Origin of the sequence: Aminithiophilus ramosus (assembly GCF_018069705.1) — a bacterium.
In the GTDB taxonomy this organism is placed as follows: Bacteria; Synergistota; Synergistia; order Synergistales; family Aminithiophilaceae; genus Aminithiophilus; species Aminithiophilus ramosus.
This window is the reverse complement of record NZ_CP072943.1, coordinates 2,421,584-2,445,916: the sequence shown is the minus strand read 5'-3', so window position 1 is coordinate 2,445,916 and position 24,333 is coordinate 2,421,584. Positions and strand designations below refer to the sequence as shown.

General features: G+C 62.4%; 20 protein-coding genes. 16 read left to right on the top strand and 4 right to left on the bottom strand.

Features of this window, described 5'->3' with window-relative positions; translation table 11 throughout:
• Positions 1–29: 29 nt before the first annotated feature.
• A complete protein-coding gene (locus tag KAR29_RS11240) occupies positions 30–593 on the bottom strand; it encodes a helix-turn-helix domain-containing protein (RefSeq protein ID WP_274373081.1) in 564 nt (187 codons plus the stop codon).
• Positions 594–777: 184 nt separating this feature from the next.
• Entirely contained in the window at positions 778–1,392 is a 615-nt protein-coding gene (locus KAR29_RS11235) for a helix-turn-helix domain-containing protein (protein ID WP_274373080.1), read from the bottom strand.
• A gap of 151 nt (positions 1,393–1,543) precedes the next feature.
• On the opposite strand from KAR29_RS11235, the gene KAR29_RS14115 reads away from it, so the two are divergent.
• The 16 genes from KAR29_RS14115 (at position 1,544) to KAR29_RS11160 (ending at position 20,889) form a co-directional block, all read left to right on the top strand.
• Positions 1,544–1,795: a helix-turn-helix transcriptional regulator gene (locus KAR29_RS14115; RefSeq protein WP_407649497.1), complete on the top strand. Its 252-nt coding sequence runs from the start codon at positions 1,544–1,546 to the stop codon at positions 1,793–1,795.
• 98 nt (positions 1,796–1,893) lie between these two features.
• Positions 1,894–3,213 carry an L-lysine 6-transaminase gene (lat, locus tag KAR29_RS11230; RefSeq protein ID WP_274373079.1) on the top strand — a complete coding sequence of 440 codons (1,320 nt, stop codon included), beginning with the start codon at positions 1,894–1,896 and terminating at the stop codon, positions 3,211–3,213.
• Between the two features lie 39 nt (positions 3,214–3,252).
• Entirely contained in the window at positions 3,253–4,173 is a 921-nt protein-coding gene (locus KAR29_RS11225; protein ID WP_274373078.1) for an acetamidase/formamidase family protein, read from the top strand.
• A gap of 40 nt (positions 4,174–4,213) precedes the next feature.
• Positions 4,214–5,602 (top strand): APC family permease, encoded by a 1,389-nt coding sequence (locus KAR29_RS11220; protein ID WP_274373077.1) that lies wholly within the window; start codon positions 4,214–4,216, stop codon positions 5,600–5,602.
• Positions 5,603–6,827: 1,225 nt separating this feature from the next.
• Complete coding sequence (locus KAR29_RS11215; RefSeq protein ID WP_274373076.1) at positions 6,828–7,724, top strand: RpnC/YadD family protein; 897 nt, start codon at positions 6,828–6,830, stop codon at positions 7,722–7,724.
• Between the two features lie 1,411 nt (positions 7,725–9,135).
• Positions 9,136–9,813 (top strand): type IV toxin-antitoxin system AbiEi family antitoxin domain-containing protein, encoded by a 678-nt coding sequence (locus KAR29_RS11210; RefSeq protein WP_274373075.1) that lies wholly within the window; start codon positions 9,136–9,138, stop codon positions 9,811–9,813.
• Positions 9,803–10,684, top strand: coding sequence for a nucleotidyl transferase AbiEii/AbiGii toxin family protein (locus tag KAR29_RS11205; protein ID WP_274373074.1), 882 nt, complete (start codon positions 9,803–9,805; stop codon positions 10,682–10,684). Before KAR29_RS11210 ends, KAR29_RS11205 begins: the two co-directional genes overlap by 11 nt.
• Positions 10,685–12,006: 1,322 nt before the next feature.
• Positions 12,007–12,789 carry an IclR family transcriptional regulator gene (locus tag KAR29_RS11200; protein ID WP_274373073.1) on the top strand — a complete coding sequence of 261 codons (783 nt, stop codon included), beginning with the start codon at positions 12,007–12,009 and terminating at the stop codon, positions 12,787–12,789.
• A 490-nt stretch (positions 12,790–13,279) separates the two neighbouring features.
• Positions 13,280–13,939 carry a bifunctional 2-keto-4-hydroxyglutarate aldolase/2-keto-3-deoxy-6-phosphogluconate aldolase gene (locus KAR29_RS11195; protein ID WP_274373072.1) on the top strand — a complete coding sequence of 220 codons (660 nt, stop codon included), beginning with the start codon at positions 13,280–13,282 and terminating at the stop codon, positions 13,937–13,939.
• A gap of 10 nt (positions 13,940–13,949) precedes the next feature.
• A complete protein-coding gene (locus tag KAR29_RS11190; protein ID WP_274373071.1) occupies positions 13,950–14,978 on the top strand; it encodes a sugar kinase in 1,029 nt (342 codons plus the stop codon).
• Between the two features lie 14 nt (positions 14,979–14,992).
• Positions 14,993–16,150, top strand: coding sequence for a pyridoxal phosphate-dependent aminotransferase (locus KAR29_RS11185; RefSeq protein ID WP_274373070.1), 1,158 nt, complete (start codon positions 14,993–14,995; stop codon positions 16,148–16,150).
• A gap of 139 nt (positions 16,151–16,289) precedes the next feature.
• Positions 16,290–17,432 carry an ABC transporter substrate-binding protein gene (locus KAR29_RS11180; protein ID WP_274373069.1) on the top strand — a complete coding sequence of 381 codons (1,143 nt, stop codon included), beginning with the start codon at positions 16,290–16,292 and terminating at the stop codon, positions 17,430–17,432.
• 78 nt (positions 17,433–17,510) lie between these two features.
• Positions 17,511–18,395, top strand: coding sequence for a branched-chain amino acid ABC transporter permease (locus tag KAR29_RS11175; protein WP_274373068.1), 885 nt, complete (start codon positions 17,511–17,513; stop codon positions 18,393–18,395).
• Between the two features lie 13 nt (positions 18,396–18,408).
• A complete protein-coding gene (locus KAR29_RS11170; RefSeq protein WP_274374979.1) occupies positions 18,409–19,389 on the top strand; it encodes a branched-chain amino acid ABC transporter permease in 981 nt (326 codons plus the stop codon).
• A 1-nt stretch (position 19,390) separates the two neighbouring features.
• Positions 19,391–20,188, top strand: coding sequence for an ABC transporter ATP-binding protein (locus tag KAR29_RS11165; RefSeq protein WP_274373067.1), 798 nt, complete (start codon positions 19,391–19,393; stop codon positions 20,186–20,188).
• On the top strand, positions 20,185–20,889 hold the full coding sequence (locus KAR29_RS11160) for an ABC transporter ATP-binding protein (RefSeq protein ID WP_311135588.1): 705 nt from the start codon (positions 20,185–20,187) through the stop codon (positions 20,887–20,889). The genes KAR29_RS11165 and KAR29_RS11160 overlap by 4 nt, the downstream gene beginning before the upstream one ends.
• A 2,283-nt stretch (positions 20,890–23,172) precedes the next feature.
• On the opposite strand, the gene KAR29_RS11155 is transcribed toward KAR29_RS11160, so the two are convergent.
• Positions 23,173–23,607 carry a DUF2703 domain-containing protein gene (locus tag KAR29_RS11155; RefSeq protein WP_274373066.1) on the bottom strand — a complete coding sequence of 145 codons (435 nt, stop codon included), beginning with the start codon at positions 23,605–23,607 and terminating at the stop codon, positions 23,173–23,175.
• A 290-nt stretch (positions 23,608–23,897) separates the two neighbouring features.
• Positions 23,898–24,326 carry a PaaI family thioesterase gene (locus KAR29_RS11150; protein WP_274373065.1) on the bottom strand — a complete coding sequence of 143 codons (429 nt, stop codon included), beginning with the start codon at positions 24,324–24,326 and terminating at the stop codon, positions 23,898–23,900.
• Positions 24,327–24,333 lie beyond the last annotated feature (7 nt).

The following is a 24,333-nucleotide window of genomic DNA, read 5'->3' as shown; positions in this document are numbered from 1 at the left end:
TTAACCTCTAGTGTTTTATTTAATTTGTTTTATTCTGTGCTTGAAAATATAGTGCAGGTTTTTTTGCTATCCCACACGATAAAATACGGCTCTTCCTTGAATCGACCCTCTAGTTTTTGGAACTCCTCCGGCGAGAGGGATAGAGCACGGATTTTCTTTTCGATCAGGCCCTCCACTTTTTTCGTCAGAGAGGCCAGGTAGGTTTCGTCGATGGCGCCCACGAGGACGAGGTCGATGAGGCCCGAGTCGATGCCTCGCGCGTAGTCGCCGGTGACGAAGGCGAATTTGACGTTGCCCAGACGCTGGATGACCTGTTCGATGAGGCGGTCGAAGCCGACGGTTTTGGCGACGATGCGGGAGATCTCCGGGAAGAGGGGGTGAGCCTGGTTGGCCCGGTAGACTTTGGTGCGCCCTTCTTCCTTCGACTCGATCAGGCCTGATTCGGCCATGCGATTCAATTCGACCCGAACGGAGTTGGTCGATTCCTCGAATTCCTGGGCCAGCTCGCGGAGATAGGCTCCGTGGGCCGGGTTGAGGAAGAATTTGAGCAGCAGCCGAATGCGAGTCTTTGAAGTGATAAGCGATTCAAGCATGAAGTGGCTCCGTTCTTGGGGCTTTATGAGTCATTTTATGACTCATAAAGAGATGTTTGTCAAGAGGTGACGATGGTTTTCTCGGGAGCGCGGGGCTCTTTGCCCGAGCCCGTCCTGGAGGGGCGGAGATTTTTTCGCACGTCGTTGCTGCCGATGGGGTGGCTTTCGTTGAGCGGCGCGGTTTTCAGGGGCGGGCCTGGCGGAGTTTCCAGAGGAGGGTTTCCTTGACGACATCCAGGATGTGGCGGGCGTCGTCTTCCGTGAGGGTTTCAATGGAGGCGAGGGCGGAGGATTCGGGATCGGCGTCGCCCTTTTCCCGCGCCAGGGTGCGGACGAGGAGGGCCAGGTCCCGGTGGCTTTTGCTGGGGTGGTCGCTTCGGTTTTCGCCGGGGATCATGTCGCTCAGGGGAATTCCGAGGGTGGCGGCGAGGGCCAGAGTTTTGTCGAGGTCCCGATCCTTCTGCCAGTTTTCGTAGGCCCGGAGCTGTCCGGGCGTGAGGGCGACGGTTCTGCCTGAGGGCAGTACGATGTCGACGCTGGGGCCGATCTCTTCGGAGGTCGGTCCTTTTTCGTGGTCTTTCGGTTCCTGGGGAGGGTCGGTCTTGTCCAGAAGATATTCGATGGAGACACCCAGAATATCGGCGACGAGGGCCAGCTTTTCGGCGTTGGGCGTGCGAAGTCCCTTCTCCCAGCGGAAGACGCTGTGGAGAGACACGCCGACCTTTACAGCGAGTTCTTGTTGGGAAAGTTTGTTCTTCTTGCGCAGGGCGATGAGTCGATCGGTTCTCAGGTGGAGCACCTCCCATTCAGGTTAATAATTAGCCATTTGGGGGAGGAGCTCAATAGGCAATTCAGATAAATTTTTATTATCCATTTGGATAATATGAGTCCTCGGTCCTATTGACTTTAGCTATTTGGGGCAATAGATTGTGGGTGGTGGAGGTGAGGTCATGCTGCGTATCCGAGAGATGAGAGAGCGGTCGGGATGGACTCAGGCCGAGCTGGCAAGGCAGGTGGGACGATCCATGCATACGGTGTTTCGTTGGGAGAAAGGTATCCGTCTCCCTGATGCGGAAGAGCTGAGAATATTAGCCAAAGTGCTAAATTGCTCGTTGGATGATCTCGTCTGTGATGCTCCCGCCGGCGATGTCCCGACTGCCCGCCGAGGAGGTGATTCTCCGGACGCGCCGTCGGAAGGCTGAGGAGGCGTTTCCCCGAGGACGGGACCTTGTCGGCCCCGAAGAGAGATCTGGAGGTGTTCGCCGTGTCCGAACGTTTTTCCGGTGTGAAGGCTTCAGAAGTGTTGTCCGTCATCGCCAAGTGGGTTCTCCGCGACGGTTTCGACATCGTCATCGACATGGAGAAATCCAAGGGTAGCCATATCGTCGACGCCGCCACGGGAGACCAGTGGCTCGACTTCTATACCTTCTTCGCCTCGGCTCCCTTCGGCATGAACCATCCCAAGCTGGCCAACGACGAATTCAAGGAGAAGATCTTCCGCTCGGCCATCAACAAGGTGGCCAGCTCCGACATCTACACCGTCGAAATGGCCGAGTTCGTCAAGACCTTCGCCGAAGTGGCCAAGCCCGAGGGCTTCAACCACCTTTTCTTCATCGACTACGGCACCCTGGCCGTCGAGAACGCCTTCAAGGTCGCCATGGACTGGAAGGTCCGCAAGCTCCTCGCCCAGGGCAAGATCACCAAGGGTCAGGCCATCCGGGGAACGAAGGGAACGAAGGTCATTCACTTCAACGACGCCTTCCACGGCCGCAGCGGCTACACCCTCTCCGTGACCAACACGAACGACCCCAACAAATACCAGTTCTTCGCCAAATACGACTGGCCCCGCGTGATCAACCCCAAGATCACCTGGCCCCTCGAGGACCATCTGGGCGTCGTCCAGTGGCTGGAGACGGTGGCGGAGAAGCAGATCAGACAGGCTCTGGCCGACAACCCCGACGACATCTGCGCCATCATCATCGAGACCATCCAGGGCGAGGGCGGCGACAACCAGTTCCGGACGGAATTCATGAAGAAACTCCGCGAGATCGCCGACGAGAACGACATCCTCCTCATCTTCGACGAAGTGCAGTGCGGCATGGGCGTCACGGGCAAGATGTGGGCCTGGGAGCACCACGGAGTGAAGCCGGACATCTTCTGCTTCGGCAAGAAGGCCCAGATCTGCGGCCTCTGCGCCGGTCCGAGGGTCGACGAGGTGGAGGACAACTGCTTCAAGGTCTCGAGCCGGATCAACTCGACCTGGGGCGGCACCGTCGTCGACATGGTCCGTTCGACGCGCTACCTGGAGATCTACCGCGACGACAACATTCTGGACTACGTGTCGAACACGGCCGGTCCGGCCCTCTACAACGGTCTGAAGGAACTGGAGGCCGAGTTCCCCCACCTGCTCTGCAACGTCCGGGGCAAGGGACTCATGTGCGCCTACGACTTCCGCAACGCCGCCGACCGCGACAAGGTCCTCAAGGCCCTCTGGGCGAAGAGGATGCTCATCCTTCCCTGCGGCGGCTCCTCCATCCGCTACCGTCCGGCCCTCAACGTCCCTGTCGAGGATCTGGCTCGGGGCATCGAGATCACCCGCAGCGTGCTGAAAAGTCTTTGATCGTGGTTTTTGAAGAATTCGCGAGGAGGTGGGTTTTCCGTGAAAGTGATTTCGAAGGATAAGGTTTCCTACCGTTTCGACCCGAACACGGCGCCCGTCGAGTGGGCCGAGGTGGGCGAGAGCGTCATTTTTCAGACCCGAGACTGTTTCAACGACGAGATCGTCGCCGAGACCGATCTGGCCACTTCCATCGACATGTCTCATATGAATCCCTGTACGGGGCCGCTGTGCGTGAAGAGCGCCGTTCCGGGAGATGTGGTGGCGCTGCGGATCGAGGGGATCCGGCTCCGCGACTGGGGCGTGCTGACGCTGATTCCGGGCGAGGGGGTCCTCGACGCCTACGTGAAGGCGCCGCTTACGAAGATCGTCTCCATCGATCAGAAGAAGGGGTGCGTCGAGTACGGGCCCGGCGTGCGCGTGGGTCTGCGCCCTCATGTGGGGACTCTGGGGACGACGCCGACGATGGCTTTTCCCACGGGGCGGACGGGCTGTCACGGAGGCAATATGGATATCCGTCTTCTGGGGCCCGATTCGGTGGTTTATCTGCCCGTTTTCGTCGAAGGGGCGCTCGTGGCCATGGGCGATGTCCACGCCAACATGGGCGACGGCGAGATCTGTATCGGCGTGGAGACGGGCGCCGATGTGCAGGTACACATCGAGAGGCTTTATCGCAACGTTCAGCTCGAGGCGCCCATGGTGGAGACGCGCAGCCATTGGGTGACTTATGCCGACGCTCCCGACGGGAAGTCGGGGGTGTTGGCCGTCTGCCGCAGGATGGCGGCTTTCCTCTGCAGCCGGACGGGGATTTCCATGGAGGACGCGACGCTGCTCATCAGCGTGGCGGGCGACGTGGCCATCGCCCAGTGGGCCGAGGCGGGGTATAACTACACGTTCTACCTTGAGTTCCCCAAGTCGGTTTTTACCGACGGGCGCCTCGATTCTTTCATGCGGAAGCAGTGAATCCGCCGCTTCAGAGAGAGCGGGAAAGCGGGGTAGGAAGATGGCTTCGGAAAAGGTTACGTTGAAGAAGGCCCTGGGTTTCTGGTGGCTTTTCGCCATCGGTGTCGGCGCCGTCGTCGGCGACGGGGTTTTCACCCTCACCGGCTACGGCGTGGCCTCGGCGGGTCCGTCGATGGTTCTGGTCTATATTCTCGTTGGGCTGTCACAGATTTTCCTGATGGTTTCGTTCGGAGAGCTCGTCGTCTGGCACCCCACGTCGGGCGGGCCCGAGGTATGGGTCCGCAAGCTCGTGGGGTGGGATTGGGGGGCCACGTCGTCTCTGCTTTTTTCTATCGGATGGATTTTGGCCGGAGGGAGCACGGGGCTGGCCATCGGGGCCTATACCCATAATTTCCTCGTCCATCTGGGGTTTCACCTTCAACCGGCCGATCTGTGGATCACGCTGCTGGCCGTGGGCTGGCTGACGCTTTTCGCCTGGCTCAATGTCCGGGGCGTCGATGTGGCGGCGCGGACCCAGTTCATTCTCGTCCTCTTTCTCGTCGGCAGCGTCGTGGCCTACGCGGCGGCCGTGACGCCCCACGTTGCGGCCGCCAATTACAGGCCTTTCATGCCCAACGGTTTGGCCGGGAGTTTCAGCGCCGTTCCCGTCGCCGTCTATGCCTTCATGGGGGCCTCGACGGTGCTTTTCGCCTCCGAGGAGGCGCGTGATCCCGTCGACGTGGCGCGGGTGCTTCTCTGGTCGTCGATCACTTTCGTGACGGTCTATACCTGGGCCCTTTTCGCCGCCGTGGGGACGGTGCCCCACGGCGAGGTGGAGAAGTTTCTCGAGTCGCTCTATGTGACGTCGGCCAACCGGGTCTACGGTCCCGTCTTCGCCAATGTCCTCAACGCGGCGGCCTGGACGGCGGCGGCCACCTGTCTGCTCATGGGAACGATCTATCAGCCGCCGAGAGATCTTTACAATCTGGCTCGGTCGGGCTACGGCGTTCCTTCCTGGATGGGCGAGCTTCATCGGCGCTACCGGACTCCTTTCCGGAATATCTGGCTTGTCTGGGGGCTCGCCGTCATCCTTGTCCTTTGGGGCCAGGCGGCGGGACAGACGATGATCTATCAGCTGTTGAGCTACGAGGTGGTCTGGGTCTGGTGCGTCTCATGGGTGCTGACGTTGCGGGCGGCCTTCGCCTTCCGTTCCCGCTGTGCCGAGGAGGCGGCGGCATTACCCTGGAAGGTGCCCCTCTGGCCGCTGACGCCCCTCGTCGGTGCCGTCGGAATCGGCCTCTGCCTCTGCGCCCTTTTTCAGGACCTGAACCGGAGCTACGGCCTCCGGGTGACGCTTGTTTTCTTCATCGTCAGTGTTGCCCTTGTCTTTCTCGTGCGGCAGTTCGTCACTCTCATCAAGCCAAAGGAGCCGGTGGCCGAAGAGATCTGATCGCGCTTCAAAAACGGCAGTTGACCCGACCGGGGGCTCGCGAAGAGCCCCCGGTTCCTTCGTCACCCTCATCGGATCTGCGTTTCCCGGACGGACCGCTTCGTCGTCGCGCCGCGACCGTTGCCTTTCCCGGGAGCATCATCGTCTCGGTTCGCTTGGGAAGGAACGGAAAGTTCCGTGTCGCGGCCGTTGCTTCTCCTGGGAGCGTGGGCATCCTGCCCGCGCCCGCCCCGGAGGGGCGGCGGGTTCCCCACGCTTCGCCGTCGCCATCAAGGTTACGTCGTTCAAGCCGGGAGACCCTGCGGGACGGTGGCCCCGTCCCGCGCGCCGCCAAGATGGCCGCGCTCCCAGCAGGGGCAAAACCTCTCCGCGACCAAGTTCGTCTGCTTCCGGGCCAACCCTTCCGTCGCCGAGAGCTCGTTCCCAGCAGGGGCAAAACCTCTCCGCCGGGAGGTTTTCTTGGGTATTCTATTGTCTCTGTTCGATTCGGTAAGGAACGGAAGACTCCGCGTCGCGGCCGTTGCCTCTCCTGGGAGCGTGGGCATCCTGCCCGCGCCCGCCCCGGAGGGGCGGTGGGTTCTCTGCACGTCTCCCTCATCGCCGAGGGGACGTCGTTCAAGTCGGGAGACCCTGCGGGACGAAAGATCCGTCCCGCGCGCCGCCAAGATGGCCGCGCTCCCAGCAAGGGGCAAGACCTCTCCGCGACCGAGTTCGTCTGCTTCCGGGCCAACCCTTCGGTCGCCGAGAGCTCGTTCCCAGCAGGGGCAAAACCTCAAGCTCCACGTCGCGGCCGTTGCCTCTCCTGGGAGCGTGGGCATCCTGCCCGCGCCCGCCCCGAAGGGGCGGTGGGGTCCTTACGATGTCGCGCGTGAGGCGGAGACGGCCGAGGAACGGAGCGATCCGATCCCGACTTTCGAAATGTGCTAGACTTCAGACAAAGGGGCAGAGACCTCGGCTCCTCTGCCGACGTGAGGGAGGTGGCCCGTCTGTGAGAGAGGAAAAAGGCACCGCACCGAAGACCCCCTTCTCCTCGCCAGGGGCGGAAGGCACGGCTCAAAAGGATGCCGCCCGTCGAGGCGGCGGAAGGGACTCCCCGTCGCCGGAAGGGATTGCCGCCGGAGTCGCAGGACAGACTCCGCATGCCTCGGAGGACATCGCCGAAAGGACCGCATTCCGCCAGGACGACTCGCTCTGGAAAGACCTCCTCTCGCGATTCTTCGTCCCCATGCTCCGGTCCGTCCTTCCCGACCTGGCCTCCGACCTCGATCCGACTCGCCCCGTCACCTTCCTCGACAAAGAACTTCGCCGTCTCGCCCGGTTCACCCGAAAGGCCGAAGGGGGAGACCCCGACTCGAACCGCTACGTCGACCTTCTGGCCGACGTCCCACTCGCGGAAGGAGAGAGCGCCTGGATTCTCCTCCACGCCGAAGTCCAGGGAAGGGGAGGCAACGAAAACTTCCCCCTCAGGATGCACCGCTACCGAGGCCTTCTTGAGGGGCGCTACCGAAGGCCCGTCGTCGGCTTGGCCTTCCTCATCGAGCCGCTCCCGCCGAGCCAGTCGCAGGGCTGCTATCTTTGGGAACGATACGGCACCCGAGTCCTTTACGAATTCCCCGTCGTAAAGATCTTCGAAGGAGACGAAGAGAAACTGAAAGCCAGCGACAACCCCTTCGACCTGGCCCACCTGGCGGGCCTGCGCGCCTGGAAAAGCCGTGGGAACGAGGCGCGCAAGCTGGACTACCTGAAGGAAATGCTGCTTCTTCTCGACGATCGGGGCTGGAGCCACGACGAAAAGGCCCAGCTGCTTGTCTTCATGGAAGGCGTCATCCACATCACCGACGACGAGAGTTCCCGGGAATACGAGGAATGGGAAGAGGAACTGGAACGGGACAAGGAGGCGAGACGCATGTATGTCAGCATCAGCGAGAGAAAAGGGATAAAGAAGGGCATGGAGAAGGGCATGGAAAAGGGCATGGAGAAAGGCATGGAAAAGGGAAGTGAACGCGCTCGGGTTCAGATGGCTGGCCGCATGCTGGCCCGGGGCATGGATGTGGCGACCGTCGCCGATCTGACGGAGCTGCCCGAGAGTCGGGTGCGCGCTCTGGCCGAGGGGCGCGAATGAGAGTCTTGTCCCTGCCCTGATTCGCGAGAGAGCGAAACACGAGGTTGCTTCCAGATAAACCCGGCTGCGATCGCGGGTTTTGTTCCTGCTGGGAGCGCGCAGTCGGCGACGGAAGGTTTGACCCGGGTAAGACGGACCCCGCAGCGAAAGGGTTTTGCCCCTGCTGAGAACGCCGCTCCGCCTGGCCACGGGGGTTTTGCCCCTGCTGAGAACGCCGCTCCGCCTGGCCACGGGGGTTTTGCCCCTGCTGGAAACGCGGCTTCGCCTGGCCACGGGGGTTTTGCCCCTGCTGGGAGCGCGGCCATCCCTGGCGGCGCGCGGGACGGGGCCACCGTCCCGCAGGGTTTCCGGTCTCGGTCGCCGTCACTTCGGCGATGGCGTCGGGGGAACCCACCGCCCCTTCGGGGCGGGCGCGGGCAGGATGCCCACGCTCCCAGGAAAACACGGCTGCGGCGGAGAGGTTTTGCCCCTGCTGGGAACGCGCTCTCGGCGACGGAAGTGGTGGCCCGGAAGCAGACGAACTCGGTCGCGGAGAGGTTTTGCCCCTGCTGGGAGCGCGGCCATCCCTGGCGGCGCGCGGGACGGATTTCTCGTCCCGCAGGGTTTTCGGCCTCGGTCGCCGTCACTTCGGTGCCGATGGCGTGGGGGAACCCTCCGCCCCTTCGGGGCGGGCGCGGGCAGGATGCCCACGCTCCCAGGAAGGGCAACGGCCGTGACATGAAGCTTTCCGTTCTTTCCGGAGCGGCCGAGAAGATGGCGCTTCCGGGAAACCCCGGCTGCGATCGCGGGTTTTGCCCCTGCTGGGAGCGCGGCCATCCCTGGCGGCGCGCGGGACGGGGCCACCGTCCCGCAGGGTTTCCGGCTCAAACGATGTTCCTTTGATGGTGACGGTTACGTCGGGGGAACCCACCGCCCCTTCGGGGCGGGCGCGGGCAGGATGCCCACGCTCCCAGGAAAACACGGCTGCGGCGGAGAGGTTTTGCCCCTGCTGGGAACGCGCTCTCGGCGACGGAAGTGGTGGCCCGGAAGCAGACGAACTCGGTCGCGGAGAGGTTTTGCCCTTGCTGGGAGCGCGGCCATCTTGGCGGCGCGCGGGACGGATTTCTCGTCCCGCAGGGTTTTCCGACTCGAACGACGTCACCTCGGCGGCGAGGGAGACGTGCAGGGAACCCATCGCCCCTTCGGGGCGGGCGCGGGCAGGATGCCCACGCTCCCAGGAGAAGCAACGGCTGCGGCGCAGAACTTGCCTTTCTTCCGGAGCGGCCCTAACTGCCGCACCTAAAGAACGGGTCTGACTAGTGGATTCACAAATTGAAATTTAACTAAATAACGCCTAAAGATCGACTTTTTGTCGGATTCATAGCTTTGTATCGTGTTTTTTTGATGATATAATGGATCCAGGGGGAGATGCATGGCCAGAATTATGATTCCAGAATTAATAGCAGAGCTCGGCAGAGAGGAATTTCCGCGAAGCCTCCTGGTCGAGGTCCTTTCGCGACGCGGCTACCTTCGCCCTCAGGATTGCATCGCCTCTCTGGCGGCAAAAAAGGTTGTGCAACGGATCAGCCGTGAATGGTTTGTTCTCGGTCCTCTCTGGCGGAGTCGATCCCTCCATGTGCGATGGCTCGCCAATCAGCTGCTCCTCCCTTCCACTCTTTCTCTCGAATATGCCCTCCAATTTCATGGCCTCATCCCCGAGTCGGCTGAGACCTTCACCTCCGTTACCCCGCGGCGCAGCAGAGAATATCGATCTCCCGCAGGAACCTTCACCTACGCACGCATCCCCGAAGGGGCTTTCGGCCTGGGCCGTACACTGGCAACCTTGCCGGACAGCATGGGTAGTACGGAACGGTTTTTTGTAGCCTCTCCCGAGAAAGCACTGGCCGACAAAATCTGGATGGAAGACCTCCCTTCCTCAGTCGATTGGGAGACCTATCTTGCCGAGGACCTCCGTCTGGAAGAGAGCTTCTGGATCGACGTGAACGTCGAAGAGCTTTTTCGCTTCGGGAAAGCCTATGGCTCCCGAAAAGTGACGGCTCTTGCCTCGTTTTTCACGCGATGGAAGGGAGTGAACCCCTATGGCAGTTGAAATTGTAAGAGAAATGCTTTCTCGTTTCGAAATCAAAGATCCTGAAACCGCTATAAAGGCATTAAAAGAAGTACTTCAAGAAATTATACTTTTTAGTCTTTACCAAGGTGGGTTTTTTGAGTTTGCCGCTTTTTATGGAGGCACTGCGCTACGAATTCTCCATGGACTTGATCGGTTTTCTGAGGATCTGGATTTTTCGCTTCTATCATCTGCAGTAAGCATTGATCTAAATTCATTTGGATTGACAGTAGAGAAATCCTTACGTGACTTTGAGGTGGAAGCTTCATTTGAGGCGAAACAGAAAATATCTACTGGAGGAATTGCCTCCGCTCAAATCAAGACGGAACCTCTTACGGGGATATTTTCTCTAGCTGTTCCACAGGTATTATCTGATGTAATAAAAATTTTACCAAAAAATCAAACTGTCAAAATAAAATTAGAAGTAGATACTGGAAAAGCTAGAAATTTCAAAGATAAAATTACCTATCATCTTTTCCCTATAGCCTTCCCTTTGCGCACAATGACTCTATCTTGCCTATTCTCTGGGAAGATGCATGCTTTGCTTTGTAGAACATGGGGGACGCGAGTAAAAGGTAGAGATTGGTACGATTGTCTCTGGTTTGTTCAAAAAAAGGCCGCAATCAATGTTCCTTATTTGGAAGACAAATTAAGGCACAGTGGCCATTGGAATTCTTCTCATCCTCTTCGCAAAGAAGATGTGATTGAATTATATATGGAACAAGTGCTGACTTTGGATGTGGAATCAGCTAAAAGTGATTTGTATCCATTTATATATGATAAACGTTATGTAGATAACTGGAATAGATCTTTATTTGAATCTATAGCAGAAAAATTTGTATTTGAGGAATAACGCAAATAGACTTTCAGTAGCTGGTGTTAGCGGAGATTTGCGTTCTTTCCGAAGTCGGATGAGACAATAGAGTGCTTGGGAAAACCTTGCGGTGAAAGGGTTTTGCCCTTGCTGGGAGCGCGGCCATCCCTGGCGGCGCGCGGGACGGATTTCTCGTCCCGCAGGGTTTTCGGCCTCGGTCGCCGTCACTTCGGTGCCGATGGCGTGGGGGAACCCTCCGCCCCTTCGGGGCGGGCGCGGGCAGGATGCCCACGCTCCCAGGAAAGGCAACGGCCGTGACGTGACGCTTTCCGTTCTTTCCGAAGCGGGTCGAGACGATGGTGCTCCCAGGAAGGGCAACGGCCGTGACATGAAGCTTTCCGTTCTTTCCGGAGCGGCCGAGAAGATGGCGCTTCCGGGAAACCCCGGCTGCGATCGCGGGTTTTGCCCCTGCTGGGAGCGCGGCCATCCCTGGCGGCGCGCGGGACGGATTTCTCGTCCCGCAGGGTTTTCGGCCTCGGTCGCCGTCACTTCGGTGCCGATGGCGTGGGGGAACCCTCCGCCCCTTCGGGGCGGGCGCGGGCAGGATGCCCACGCTCCCAGGAAAGGCAACGGCCGTGACGTGAAGCTTTCCGTTCTTTCCGAAGTCGGACGAGACAATAGAGTGCTTGGGAAAACCTTGCGGTGAAAGGGTTTTGCCCCTGCTGGGAGCGCGGCCATCCCTGGCGGCGCGCGGGACGGGGCCACCGTCCCGCAGGGTTTTCGGCCTCGGTCGCCGTCACTTCGGTGCCGATGGCGTGGGGGGAACCCACCGCCCCTTCGGGGCGGGCGCGGGCAGGATGCCCACGCTCCCAGGAAGGGCAACGGCCGTGACGTGAAGCTTTCCGTTCTTTCCGAAGCGGGTCGAGACGATGGTGCTCCCAGGAAGGGCAACGGCCGTGACATGAAGCTTTCCGTTCTTTCCGGAGCGGCCGAGACGATGGCGCTCCCGGGAAGGGCAACGGCCGTGACGTGAAGCTTTCCGTTCTTTCCGAAGCGGGTCGAGACGATGGTGTTCCCAGGAAAGGCAACGGCCGCGACGTCTTGCCTTTCTTCTTCGGGAAGAGTTTATCCGGCCTCTCTGCCGATCGCAGGGGGGCCGGACTTTTTGTGAGGGCCGGAAATTTTGTTTCATTGTATGGAACGTTGTTTTAAAAGTATAGACAAGGGTGCCATTGCGCTCTATACTGTGTTTTATAGAGCAAGATGCTGTTTTGTCTAGTGAAACACTCTGAGAATAGAGCCGCGGGGCAGGAAAGGTGGAAGACGATGGGGAGAGCTGCTGATAAGGAGGGAATCGGGCTGTGACGGGGGAATCGGATTCGTCGAACATCCGTGTCCTTGATCGTGCTCTGGCCGTTCTCCAGGTTCTTGCCGATGTCCGCGACGATGCGGGCGTGACGGAGATCGCCACGTCCGTCGGTCTTTCGAAGGCGACGGTCTACCGCATTCTGGCCACTCTGGAGACGCATCGCGTCGTGTTCCGCACGGAGAACGGCCGTTATCAGATGGGGTCGGCACCGCTTCTTTGGGCCGATGCCTATCGGAGGCAGGTCGATCTGGTCGTCCTTGCCCATCCTCTGCTGAAGAACCTCCTGCAGGATGTGGGGGAGACGATCCATCTCTCCCGTTACCAGGGCGGGGAGACGTTTTATCTCGATAAGTTTGAATCCTCCCACCCCGTCGGGATGCGCTCCCGCATCGGCGCCTCTCTTTCCATGTACTGCACGGCGGCGGGACGGGCCATTCTGGCCCGGCTTCCCCAGAACGAGTTGGATCACTACCTCCGTTCCACGCCTCTCGTTCCCCGGACGGAACGGACTCTCGTCGAGCCCGGGGCGTTGCTGGCCATGCTGAACGTGGTCCGCAGGCGGGGTTGGGCCGAGGAGCACGAGGAGAACGAGGAGGGGATCCGCTGTGTCGGAGCCGCCATCGTCAGCGCTCAGGGCTACCCTGTGGGAGCCCTGAGCATATCGGCTCCGGCCTACCGTTTCGCCGATGACCAGATCCGCCCCGTGGGCGAGAAGGCGCTTGAGGCGGCAAGGGCCATTTCGGCGCTTATGGGTTACGGAGGGGCGCTTCCCTGAGTCCAGGAGAAATCCGTCCGCAAAAGAGGAGTCAGTCGACCCCGAATCCGCAGGTTCTTCGGGATAGGCTCCGTCGGATCCGCGCCGGCGAGGTCCCTTCGAATCGTCTCGCCGGTGCGGGTTCCCGGGACAAGGGAGTCCGTCTTGGGGCCACCGTCCGGCGGGATCTATCGATCTTTCGTCCTGTTTTTGTCGGTAGATCGGGTCCGAATCGATTTAGCTTATAAAAAAGAATATTTTGGAACAGCATCTTCGGAGACTTCTGGTTTTAAGTCAGCCTGATTGCCGATCGCGCCCCGCATCCCGATGAAAAGCCTTTTGCCTTGCACCCGCAACGGATCGTGCCGTCCTTTTGTCCGGCGCGTTCCGCGTCCCTGGGGTTGTGTCCTCGCTTGCGGCCGCGTTGCGTCGATTGGATTCGGTCCGGATCCGACGGATTTCTGGTCGTTTCTTTCGTTCAACTTTTTATTTCACAGTCGGAGGGATTTGCATGTTGCCCATCGCCAAGTATGAGATCCTCGGTGCCATTCACGAAAAGGGAGTCGTGGCCGTCATCCGGGCCAGCGACAAGGAGAAGGGGCTGGCCGTGGCGAATGCCGTCTACGAGGGGGGAATCCCGGCCGTCGAGGTGGCCATGACGGTTCCGGGGGCGCTCGATCTTATGGGGTATCTCGCCGAGAAGCACCGCGGTTCGTCTCTGATTCTCGGCGCCGGGACGGTTCTCGACGCGCCCACGGCCCGGGCCTGTATTCTGGCCGGGGCCCGCTACATCATTTCGCCCAGCCTTTCCGAAGAGGTGGCCTTCTGCTGCAACCGCTACGGCGTTCCCTATATGCCGGGCGTCGGTTCCGTGACGGAGCTGGCCCGCGCCATGGAGCTGGGCGTCGATGTGGTTAAGGTCTTTCCCGGCGAGTGCATGGGGCCTCAGTTCGTGAAGGCCGTTCTCGGGCCTCTGCCTCAGGCCCACATGATGCCCACGGGGGGCGTGTCCGAGGCGAATCTGGAGGCCTGGTTCAAGGCCGGTGCCTTCGCCGTGGGGATGGGCGGCTCTCTCACCGGGGCCGGCAGGGGCGAGGGCGATCTCGAGGCGATCGGAGCGATGGCTTCCCGCGTCGTGGCCGAGATCGCCCGGGTCAGGAAGGGTCGTTAGGAGGTCCGTCATGTCCAGAATCGTCACTTTCGGAGAGCTGATGCTGCGCCTTTCACCGCCTCGCCACGAGACGTTCCTCCAGAGTCCGTCTTTCGTGGCCACTTTCGGCGGCGCCGAGTCGAACGTGGCCGTTTCTCTGGCCAATTACGGCGAAGAGGTGGCTTTCGTGACGGCCCTGCCGTCGAACGCCATCGGTGACGCGGCCGTCCGCGAGCTGCGCGGATTCGGCGTCGATACGGAATTCATCCGCCGCTCCGGCGAGCGGGTGGGAATCTACTACACCCAGACGGGAGCCTGCGCCCGTCCGTCCGTGGTGCTTTACGACCGGAGTCATTCGGCCATTTCCGAGGTTCGGTCCGGAGATTTCGATTGGGAGAGCCTCCTGGAGGGTGTCGACTGGTTCCACGTGACGGGGATCACTCCGGCTCTCTCCGAAGGGGCCGCCCAGGTGACTCTGGAGGGGCTCGAAGCCTGTCGCCGGAAGGGCGTCACCGTCTCCTGCGACCTGAACTACCGCAAGAAGCTCTGGAAGTGGGGCAAGAAGCCTTCGGAAGTGATGCCCGAGATCGTCCGTCACGTCACGGTGCTCATCGGCAACGAGGAGGACTGCCAGAAGACGCTGGGGATCGAGGCCGATGTGGACGTCACGTCCGGTTCCCTCGAGGCCGACAGCTACCGCCATCTGGCCGATCAGGTCCTGAAGGCCTATCCCAATCTCCGTTTCCTGGGCGTCTCCCTCCGGGAGAGCCTGAGCGCCGACAGCAACAACTGGTCGGGCCTTCTGGCCGACCGGGACCACTTTTACGTCAGCCGCAAGTATGCCATCAACGACATCGTGGACCGCATCGGCGGAGGCGATTCCTTCGGGGCGGGTCTCATCTACGGCCTGCGTCATCTCGATTCGCCTCAGAGCGCCCTCGAGTTCGCCGTGGGGGCCTCGGCGTTGAAGCATACTCTTTTGGGCGATTTCAACAGAGTCTCCGTCGCCGACGTGATGACTCTTGTCGGCGGCGACGGCAGCGGCCGCGTCCAGCGATGAAGGAGGGGCGATCGATGCGTCTCAGTGTCCGAGTCGACACGAATCCCCATTCGGGGATCCGCACCATGTTCGCCCTCGCCGCGGGCTATCCCGACGCCGCCAATCTGGGCGTGGGGGAGCCCGATTACGCCACGCCTGATTTTATCGTCGAGCGTGCGGCCCGGGCCCTTCGCGAGGGGGCCACGAAGTACACGCCCAACGCCGGCATTCCCGAGCTCCGGAAGGCTCTGGCGGTCAAGCTGGCCGCCGAAAACGGCATCGCCGGAACGGAGAGGAACGTCCTCGTCGCCACGGGCGCCTGCGAGACGCTCATGCTCGCCATCGCCTCCGTCATCGACGAAGGCGACGAGATCCTCGTCCCCGATCCCTGCTGGCCCAACTATTTCGGCCAGATCCACTTCGTCGGCGGCGTCGTCCGCCCCGTCCCGACCCGCCCAGAAGAGGCCTTCCACCTGAAGGCCGAGGCCGTCGAAAGGGCCCTGACGTCCCGGACGAGGGCTCTCCTCCTCAATTCGCCCTCGAACCCGACGGGAGCGGTGCTGCGTCGCGAGGAGCTCGAGGCCATCGCCGACGTGGTCCGGCGCCGCGATCTTGTCGTGATCTCCGACGAGCCCTACGAGCATCTCGTCTACGACGGGAGGGATCACGTGAGTCTCGCCTCGCTGCCCGACATGGCCGACCGGGTTCTGACGGTGAACAGCTTCTCCAAGACCTACGCCATGACGGGATGGCGCGTCGGTTACGTTCATGGGCCCGAGGCGATCATCGCCGCCATGGGGCGCCTTCAGGAGAATTTTTCCTCCTGCGTCAACGCCGCCGCCCAGGTCGCCTGCCTGGCCGCCCTCGAAGGGTCCCAGGAGGTGGTGGAAACGATGCGCCGGGGTTACCTCAGACGGCGCGATCTCCTCGTCGAGGGGCTCCGCGCCCTTCCCGGAGTCCGCTGTCATCTCCCCGAAGGCGCCTTCTACGCCTTTCCCGACATCTCGTCCTTCGGACGGAGCTCGGTGGAGATGGCCCGCCTCCTGCTTGAGGAAGCGGGCGTCGTCACCGTTCCCGGAGACGCCTTCGGCGCCGCCGGGGAGGGGTTCCTGCGCCTATCCTTCGCCGCTTCGGAGGAGACGATCGAAAAGGCCCTGGAGCGGATGGGGCGTTTTCTGAAATCTCTGGTTTGAGGGAGCTGTCCCGAGTCGATGATCGGTCCTGGAGGTGAGAGATGACGGAAAGGTGAGAGGGCGAGGCGAGAGGGAGCCGGGCGCGAGGCGCCGCTTTTCGAGGCGAGATGTTTTTACGTTGAGAGGGAGGAAACGAAGAATGAAGAGAAAGGGTTTGCTCCTGTTCCTGTGCGCACTGCTGGCAGTCGGTTCAATCGGGGGCGCGGCCTTCGCCGCCGATCAGGTGAGGATCGGCGTCGTGGCTCCCATTACGGGTCAGAACGCCATCGGCGGTCAGTACATCAAAAACGGCGTGGAGCTGGCCGTGAAGGAGTTCGCCCCCGACGGTCTCGACATCGGCGGCAAGATCTACGAGGTCAAGGTCCTCTTCGAGGACAACGAGAACAAGCCCGATATCACCGCCAACGCCTTCCGCAAGCTCATCGACCAGAACGAGGTCGTGGCCATCGTCGGTCCCGACGCCTCGTCGACGTCCCTCGCCGGAGGTCCCATCGCCCAGTCCGCCGAAGTCCCCGTGGTGACGACCTTCGCCACCAATCCCAAGGTGACCGAAGTCGGCGATTACATCTTCCGGGCCTGCTTCATCGATCCCTTCCAGGGAAGCGTCATGGCCAAGTATGTCATGGAAAATCTCAAAGTGACCAAGGCCGCCGTTCTCTACAACAACGGCAATGACTTCTCCAAGGGGCTGACGGAGTACTTCAAGCAGAACTTCGAGGCCATGGGCGGAGAGATCGTGGCCCTCGAGGCCTACGGCGGTTCCGATATCCGCGACTTCAACGCCCAGCTGAACAACATCAAGGCCAGCGGCGCCGAGGTGCTCTACCTGCCCAATGCCTTCTTCGAGACGGGACTTCAGATGAACCAGGCCCGCAAGGCCGGCATCAACGTTCCTTTCGTCGGCGGCGACGGCTGGGATAGCCCCGATCTTCCCAAGATCGCCGCCGGGGCCGAAGAGGGCGCCGCCTTCACCGCGGCCTTCTCTCACGAGGCCAAGCGGCCCGAGGTGCAGGCCTTCGTCGAGAAGTACCAGCAGACCTACGGCACGGTGCCCAATTCCAACGCCGTTCTCTCCTACGAGGCCACGGCCATCGTCCTCAGGGGGCTCAGGGATGCCGGCAAGGTGAGCGGCCCGGCCCTGCGCGATGCCATCGCCGCCATCGACATCGACCTTCCCTCGGGCAAGATCAAGTTCGACGAGAAGCGCAATCCCCAGAAGGCGGCCGTCATCATGCAGTTTGCCGGCGGCACCACCACCTACGTCACCACCATCAACCCCTAACGGTTCATCCGCCGAATCCCGAAGGGGGGCTTCCGTCGCCCCCCTTCGGAGACGAGTCACTGCAGGGAGAGGGTCAACGTGCGTGAAACTCTACAGCTTCTGATCTACGGCGTGCAGCTGGGCGTCATCTATGCCCTCATCGCCCTCGGCTACACGATGGTCTACGGCATCATCAATCTGATCAATTTCGCCCACGGAGACCTGGTCATGATCGGTGCTTTCGTGGCCTACTTCGCCGCCGAGCTTCTGGGGGCCAATTTTCCCCTGGCCATTTTCCTGGCCATGCTCGTTCCGGCCTGTCTGAGCGTGGTCATCGAGCGTCTGGCCTACAGGCCGTTGCGTGACAAGCCCCGTCTTTCGGCGCTCATCACGGCCATCGGCGTCTCCATCTTTCTGGAGAACTTTCCCCGCATGCTCCCCTTCATCGGCCCCAACTATCGTCCCTTTCCCATGCTGATCCCCTTCAAAAACTTCACCCTTCCTGCCGGGGCGATCATCAATTCCATCCAGATCGTCAACATTCTCGTCTCGGCCACGCTCATGGTGGCTCTCACCTATATCGTGCACCGCACCAAGGTGGGACGGGCCATGCGGGCCGTCTCCTTCAACAAGGACGCGGCCTCCCTCATGGGAATCAACGTCAACTTCATCATAGCCATCACCTTCTTCTTCGGCGCGGCCCTGGCCGGAGCGGGAGGCGTCATGTATTCCATGACCTACCCCATGATCGATGTCCTCATGGGAATCTGGCTCGGCACGAAGGCCTTCATCGCCGCCGTCCTGGGCGGCATAGGCTCCATTCCCGGGGCCATGCTGGGAGGGCTGATCATGGGCATCTGCGAAGTGATGGCCACGGCCCTCTATTCCGAGCTCGGCTACGGGTCGGGTTTCGTCATCCTCATCCTCATTCTTCTCTTCCGCCCTGCGGGACTGCTGGGCAAAGTGAAGATCGAAAAGGTCTAGGGGGCGGAAGGTGATGGATCGCCTGCGGAAATACTTCCCCCTTCTCGGACTTGTCGCCTTCTATGTCGTCGTCATGGCTCTGCGCAAGGCCGGAGTGCTGACGTCCTACTACATTCAGATTCTCATGTTCGCCATGATCAACGTCATGGTCACCTTGGGGCTCAATCTGATCAACGGTTTCACCGGCCAGTTCTCCATCGGTCAGGCCGGTTTCGTCGCCGTCGGCGGCTACACTTCGGCGGCGGTGACGACGCTGCTTCTTCCTTCGGCGGCCCTTCTTCCGGTCCTGCGCCCCCTGGTTTTTCTCTTTTCCGTCTTCGTCGGAGGGGTCGTTGCGGCCCTTTTCGGCTATCTCATCGGAAAGCCCTCCCTCCGCCTCAAGGGAGATTATCTGGCCATCGTGACCCTCGCCTTCGGGGAGATCATCCGCTCCCTCATCCGCCTCATTCCTCAGGTGGGCGGACCTCGAGGCTTCTCGGGCATTCCCCGCTACAGCAACCTTTTCTGGATCGTCGCCTTTTTCGGCGCCACGCTCTGGGTGCTCCGCAACTACATTTACTCCTCTTTCGGGAGGGCCTGCATCGCCTGCCGGGAAGACGAGCTGGCGGCGGGGACGATGGGCGTCGATACCACGAAGTACAAGGTCATGGCCTTCACCATCGGTTCGGCCGTGGCCGGCGTGGCGGGAGGGCTTCTGGCCCATCTGCTGGGCTACCTCCATCCGGACCAGTTCAACTACCTCAAGTCCATCGACTATCTCGTCTACCTCTATGCGGGAGGCGCCGGGAGCCTGACGGGCACCATCATGGGAGCTTCGCTGCTGACGGTCCTTCCCGAAATGCTTCGCTTCCTTTCCGGATGGCGTCTCGTCATCTACGGCATCGCCCTCGTTCTTCTGATGCTCTTCAGACCGCAGGGGATTTACGGCGACAGGGAGCTCTCCTTCCTGGTGCCCAAGATCCGCCGTCCTGCCGGTTACGAGGGGGGGCGGTGAGATGATGGCTTCGCAGGAAACTTCCTCGCCTCTTCTCGAGGTGAGGCATCTGAGCATCGCCTTCGGCGGCCTCAGGGCCGTGACGGATTTCAACATTTCCCTTGCCGAGGGCGATCTGGCGGGACTCATCGGCCCTAACGGCGCCGGAAAGACGACGGTCTTCAACATGCTCACCGGAATCTACGAGCCGACGGAGGGGGAGATTCTCTTCGGCGGCGAGAATCTGGTGGGTAAGCCCACTCATGCCTACACGACGCGGGGCATCGCCAGGACCTTTCAGAATATCCGCCTTTTCAAGAACCTTTCGGCTCTGGACAACATCAAGATCGCCTGCCATCCCCGCATCGGCTACGGGCTCCTTCCGGCCTTTCTGCGTCCCAAGGGAGTGGTCGAGACGGAGCGACAGGTGGAGGAGGAGTGCCTTTTCCTCCTGGAAAAGCTCGATCTTCTTCCCTTCGCCGATACGCTGGCCAAGAATCTGCCCTACGGCATTCAGCGGCGCCTCGAGATCGCCCGCGCTCTGGCCACGTCGCCCAAACTCCTCTTCCTCGACGAGCCGGCGGCGGGAATGAATCCTCAGGAGGTGGATGTCCTGGCCGACTCCATCGCCTGGATAAGGAAGGAATTCCAGGTGACGATTCTCCTCATCGAACACCACATGCAGCTCGTCATGGAGATCTGCAACCGCATCTCCGTCCTCAATTTCGGCGTCACCATCGCCGAGGGGAAACCCGAAGCGATCAGGAACGACCCCAAGGTCATCGAGGCCTATCTCGGCAAAGGGGGCGCGGCGGCATGATGCTCGAGGTGAAGGACCTCCGCGTCTCCTACGGGGCCATCGAGGCCGTGAAGGGGCTCTCTTTCTGCGTGGAGCAGGGAGAGATCGTCACCCTCGTCGGCGCCAACGGCGCGGGCAAGACAAGCATTCTCCGTGCCCTGTCGGGCCTCGTCCCCGCCAGCTCGGGCCGGATTCTCTATCAGGGCAGGGATCTGGTTGGCGTCGCGCCCCATGTCATCGTCGGCGCCGGAATCACCCACGTGCCCGAGGGGCGCCTCGTCTTTCCCAATCTCACCGTCGAGGACAACCTCCTGCTCGGGGCCTATCTTCGCAAGGATCGTGCCGTCGACGACGACATGGAGAGGGTCTTCTCCCTCTTTCCCCGTCTCAAGGAGCGGCGCAGCCAGGAGGCGGGGACCCTTTCCGGAGGGGAGCAGCAGATGCTCGCCGTGGGGCGGGCCCTCATGGGGAGAGGGAAGCTCATGATCCTCGACGAACCCTCCATGGGGCTGGCGCCGATCCTCGTGGAAGAGGTTTTCCGCACCATCGTCGAAGTTCGTAAATCGGGCATGACCATTCTCCTCGTGGAACAGAACGCCAACATGGCCCTGGCTATCGCCGATCGGGGCTATGTTCTCGAGACGGGGCGGATCGTCCTCAGCGGCAGGGCCTCGGAGCTGGCCGCGATGGACGAGGTGCGGGCCGCCTACCTGGGGCGCTGAGAGGAACCCGAGGAAAAACCTCTCCCGTCGCTTTTCCTGGGAGCGTGGGCATCCTGCCCGCGCCCGGCCCGAAGGGACGGAGGGTTTCCGCCCCGTTGTCGCTGTCGCTTTTCCTGGGAGCGTGGGCATCCTGCCCGCGCCCGCCCTGAAGGGACGGAGGGTTTCCTCGTGTCGTCGCCGCTCAGGCGACGTCGTTCGAGCCGGAAACCCCTGCGGGACGAAAGCCCCGTCCCGCGCGCCGCCAGGGATGGCCGCGCTCCCAGCAGGGGCAAAGGCCCCTCGCAGTCAGATGAAGCGGCGCTCCCGGCAGGGCTTCCGGCCGAACGGAGTCGCGTGGTCCGGGAAACCAGCCCCTCCGGCGTCGCTTTTCCTGGGAGCGTGGGCATCCTTCCCGCGCCGGCCCGAAGGGACGGAGTGTTCCCGCCCCGTTGTCGCCGCCGCTTTTCCTGGGAGCGTGGGCATCCTTGCCCGCGCCCGGCCCGAAGGGACGGAGGGGTTTCCCCACGCCATCGCCGCCGAAGCGACGGCGACCGAGAAGGAAACCCCTGCGGGACGAAAGCCCCGTCCCGCGCGCCGCCAGGGGTGGCCGCGCTCCCAGCAGGGGCAAAGGCCCCTCGCAGTCAGATGAAGCGGCGCTCCCGGCAGGGCTTCCGGCCGAACGAAGTCGCGTGGTCCGGGAAACCAGCCCCTCCGGCAGCGCCGCTTTTCCTGGGAGCGTGGGCATCCTGCCCGCGCCCGCCCTGAAGGGGCGGAGGGTTTCCGCCCCGTTGTCGCCGTCGCTTTTCCTGGGAGCGTGGGCATCCTGCCCGCGCCAGCCCGAAGGGACGGAGGGTTTCCTCCTCGGTCGCCATCGCCGCCGAAGCGACGGCGACCGAGGAGGAAACCCCTGCGGGACGAAAGCCCCGTCCCGCGCGCCGCCAGGGATGGCCGCGCTCCCAGCAGGGGCAAAGGCCTCGCGGCCAGGCGGAGCGGCGTTTCCGATAGAGCCCCCGACCGAACGGAGCCGAGCGACCCGGGAAACCAGCCTCTCCGCCGTCGCTTTTCCTGGGAGCGTGGGCATCCTGCCCGCGTCCGGCCCGAAGGGACGGAGTGTTTCCCCGCGCCTTCGCCGCCGAAGCGACGGTGACCGAGGAAAAACCCTGCGGGACGAAAAGTCCGTCCCGCGCGCCGCCAAGGATGGCCGCGCTCCCAGCAGGGGCAAAGGCCCCTCGCAGTCAGATGAAGCGGCGCTCCCGGCAGGGCTTCCGGCCGAACGGAGCCGCGTGGTCCGGGAAGCCAGCCCCTCCGGCAGCGCCGCTTTTCCTGGGAGCGTGGGCATCCTGCCCGCGCCCGCCCTGAAAGGGCGGAGGGTTTCTGCCCCGTTGTCGCCGTCGCTTTTCCTGGGAGCGTGGGCATCCTGCCCGCGCCGGCCCGAAGGGACGGAGGGGTTTCCCCACGCCATCGCCGCCGAAGCGACGGCGACCGAGGAGGAAACCCCTGCGGGACGAAAGCCCCGTCCCGCGCGCCGCCAGGGATGGCCGCGCTCCCAGCAGGGGCAAAGGCCTCGCGGCCAGGCGGAGCGGCGTTTCCGATAGAGCCCCCGACCGAACGGAGCCGAGCGACCCGGGAAACCAGCCTCTCCGCCGTCGCTTTTCCTGGGAGCGTGGGCATCCTGCCCGCGCCCGGCCCGAAGGGGCGGAGGGGTTTCCCCACGCCATCGCCGCCGAAGCGACGGCGACCGAGAAGGAAACCCCTGCGGGACGAAAGCCCCGTCCCGCGCGCCGCCAAGATGGCCGCGCTCCCAGCAGGGGCAAAGGCCCCTCGCAGTCAGATGAAGCGGCGCTCCCGGCAGGGCTTCCGGCCGAGCGGAGCCGCGCGGTCCGGGAAGCCAGCCCCTCCGGCGTCGCTTTTCCTGGGAGCGTGGGCATCCTGCCCGCGCCCGGCCCGAAGGGACGGAGGGGTTTCCTCGTGTCGTCGCCGCTCAGGCGACGTCGTTCGAGCCGGGAGACCCTGCGGGACGAAAGCCCCGTCCCGCGCGCCGCCAAGATGGCCGCGCTCCCAGCAGGGGCAAAGGCCCCGCGGCCAGACGGAGCGGCGCTTCCAGGAGGGGCAAAGGCCTTTGCAGCCGGGTTCGTCTACTCCCGGGTCAAACCTTCCGTTGCCGAGGTCGCGCTCTCGGAAAGGTGAAACCCTCTCCCTCCCGCGATGGCCTGCGAGAAGAGGCCGGACGAAGCGACTTCCGTCGCTTCGTCCGGCCTCTTCTCGCTCGTTAAGGACCGCCGACGGCGGTCTTTTTCAGACGCCTCAGCCGCCGCCGCAGCTGCCGCAGCCGCTTCCGTCGCCCCCTTCGAGAATGGAGAAGGCGGCCCGGACGAGCCCGTCGGTCAGGAGGCCCGGCGGAAGTTTCTGGAAGCGCCGTCCCTCGAAGATGAGGGTGCGGCAGCCGGTGCAGGCGTCGCCTTCGACGCTGTCGTGGCTGACCTGGAGTCCCAGAATATCCTCGAGGGCGATTTCCGCCATCTCGCTCTCGGGACAGCTGAAGGTGACCTGGTTGGCTCTGAGCAGGTTTTCCTCCGTGGCCTCGGCCATTTCGGCCTCCTGGAGTTTCAGCTCCACGCCCAGGGGCGCCAGCCGCCGGGCCATTTGGGAACCCAGGTTACGGAGGGTCTCCCCCGTTTCGCGGCAAGGCTCGCAGTCGTGGTCCTTGACGATGTAGTGTCTCATGATCAGTTCTGCCATGACGATTCCTCCCGGTGGGACGATCTGGATCTTTCGACTATACTATAGAGGGTATCCATAAAAAGGTCAAAAATCCCGTTTTCTCCCGAACCACAGGCTCGCCGAGGCCCCTCCCCCGTGGTCCGCAGTCAGGGAGACGGAACCTCTCCTACGGGGCGATCTCCCTCTTCAGCTTCGCCACGACCGTGCGGATGCCGGACTCGCTTCCCGTAAAGCCTTTCTCCGCTCGGGGGCTCGATACCCGCTCGGGCAGGTGCCTTTCGGATCGGCGGGCACCTCGGCCGAGGGCTTCAGGATCGGAGGCTTTCCTCGTCCATTTGAACGAAAAGGGCCTTGAACTGGGCCAGGATTTCGCCCTCGTCGTCGACGATTTCGGCTTCCGTGGTGATTTTGCGCCCCCTGCGACAGACGACGCGCCCCAGGACGCGGCAGGGGCTGTCGATCTTGACGGGTCTGCGGTAGGTGGCCTCCATGTGGGCCGTGACGGACCAGATGCCCTCTCCTCGCCGGATGGCCCAGGCCATGGCGTCGTCGGCCAGGGCGACCTGAATGCCTCCGTGGATGACGCCGTGGTAGCCGCACCAGCCGGATGAGGCTTCGATGGGGATGACGGTCTGTCGGGCCTCTTCGTCCCAAAAGATGGAGACGGCCAGCCCTTGGGGGTTTTCCTCTCGGGTGCCGCAGACGAAACAGCCTGACGAGTTGGGTAGACGCTCCATTGTTTCG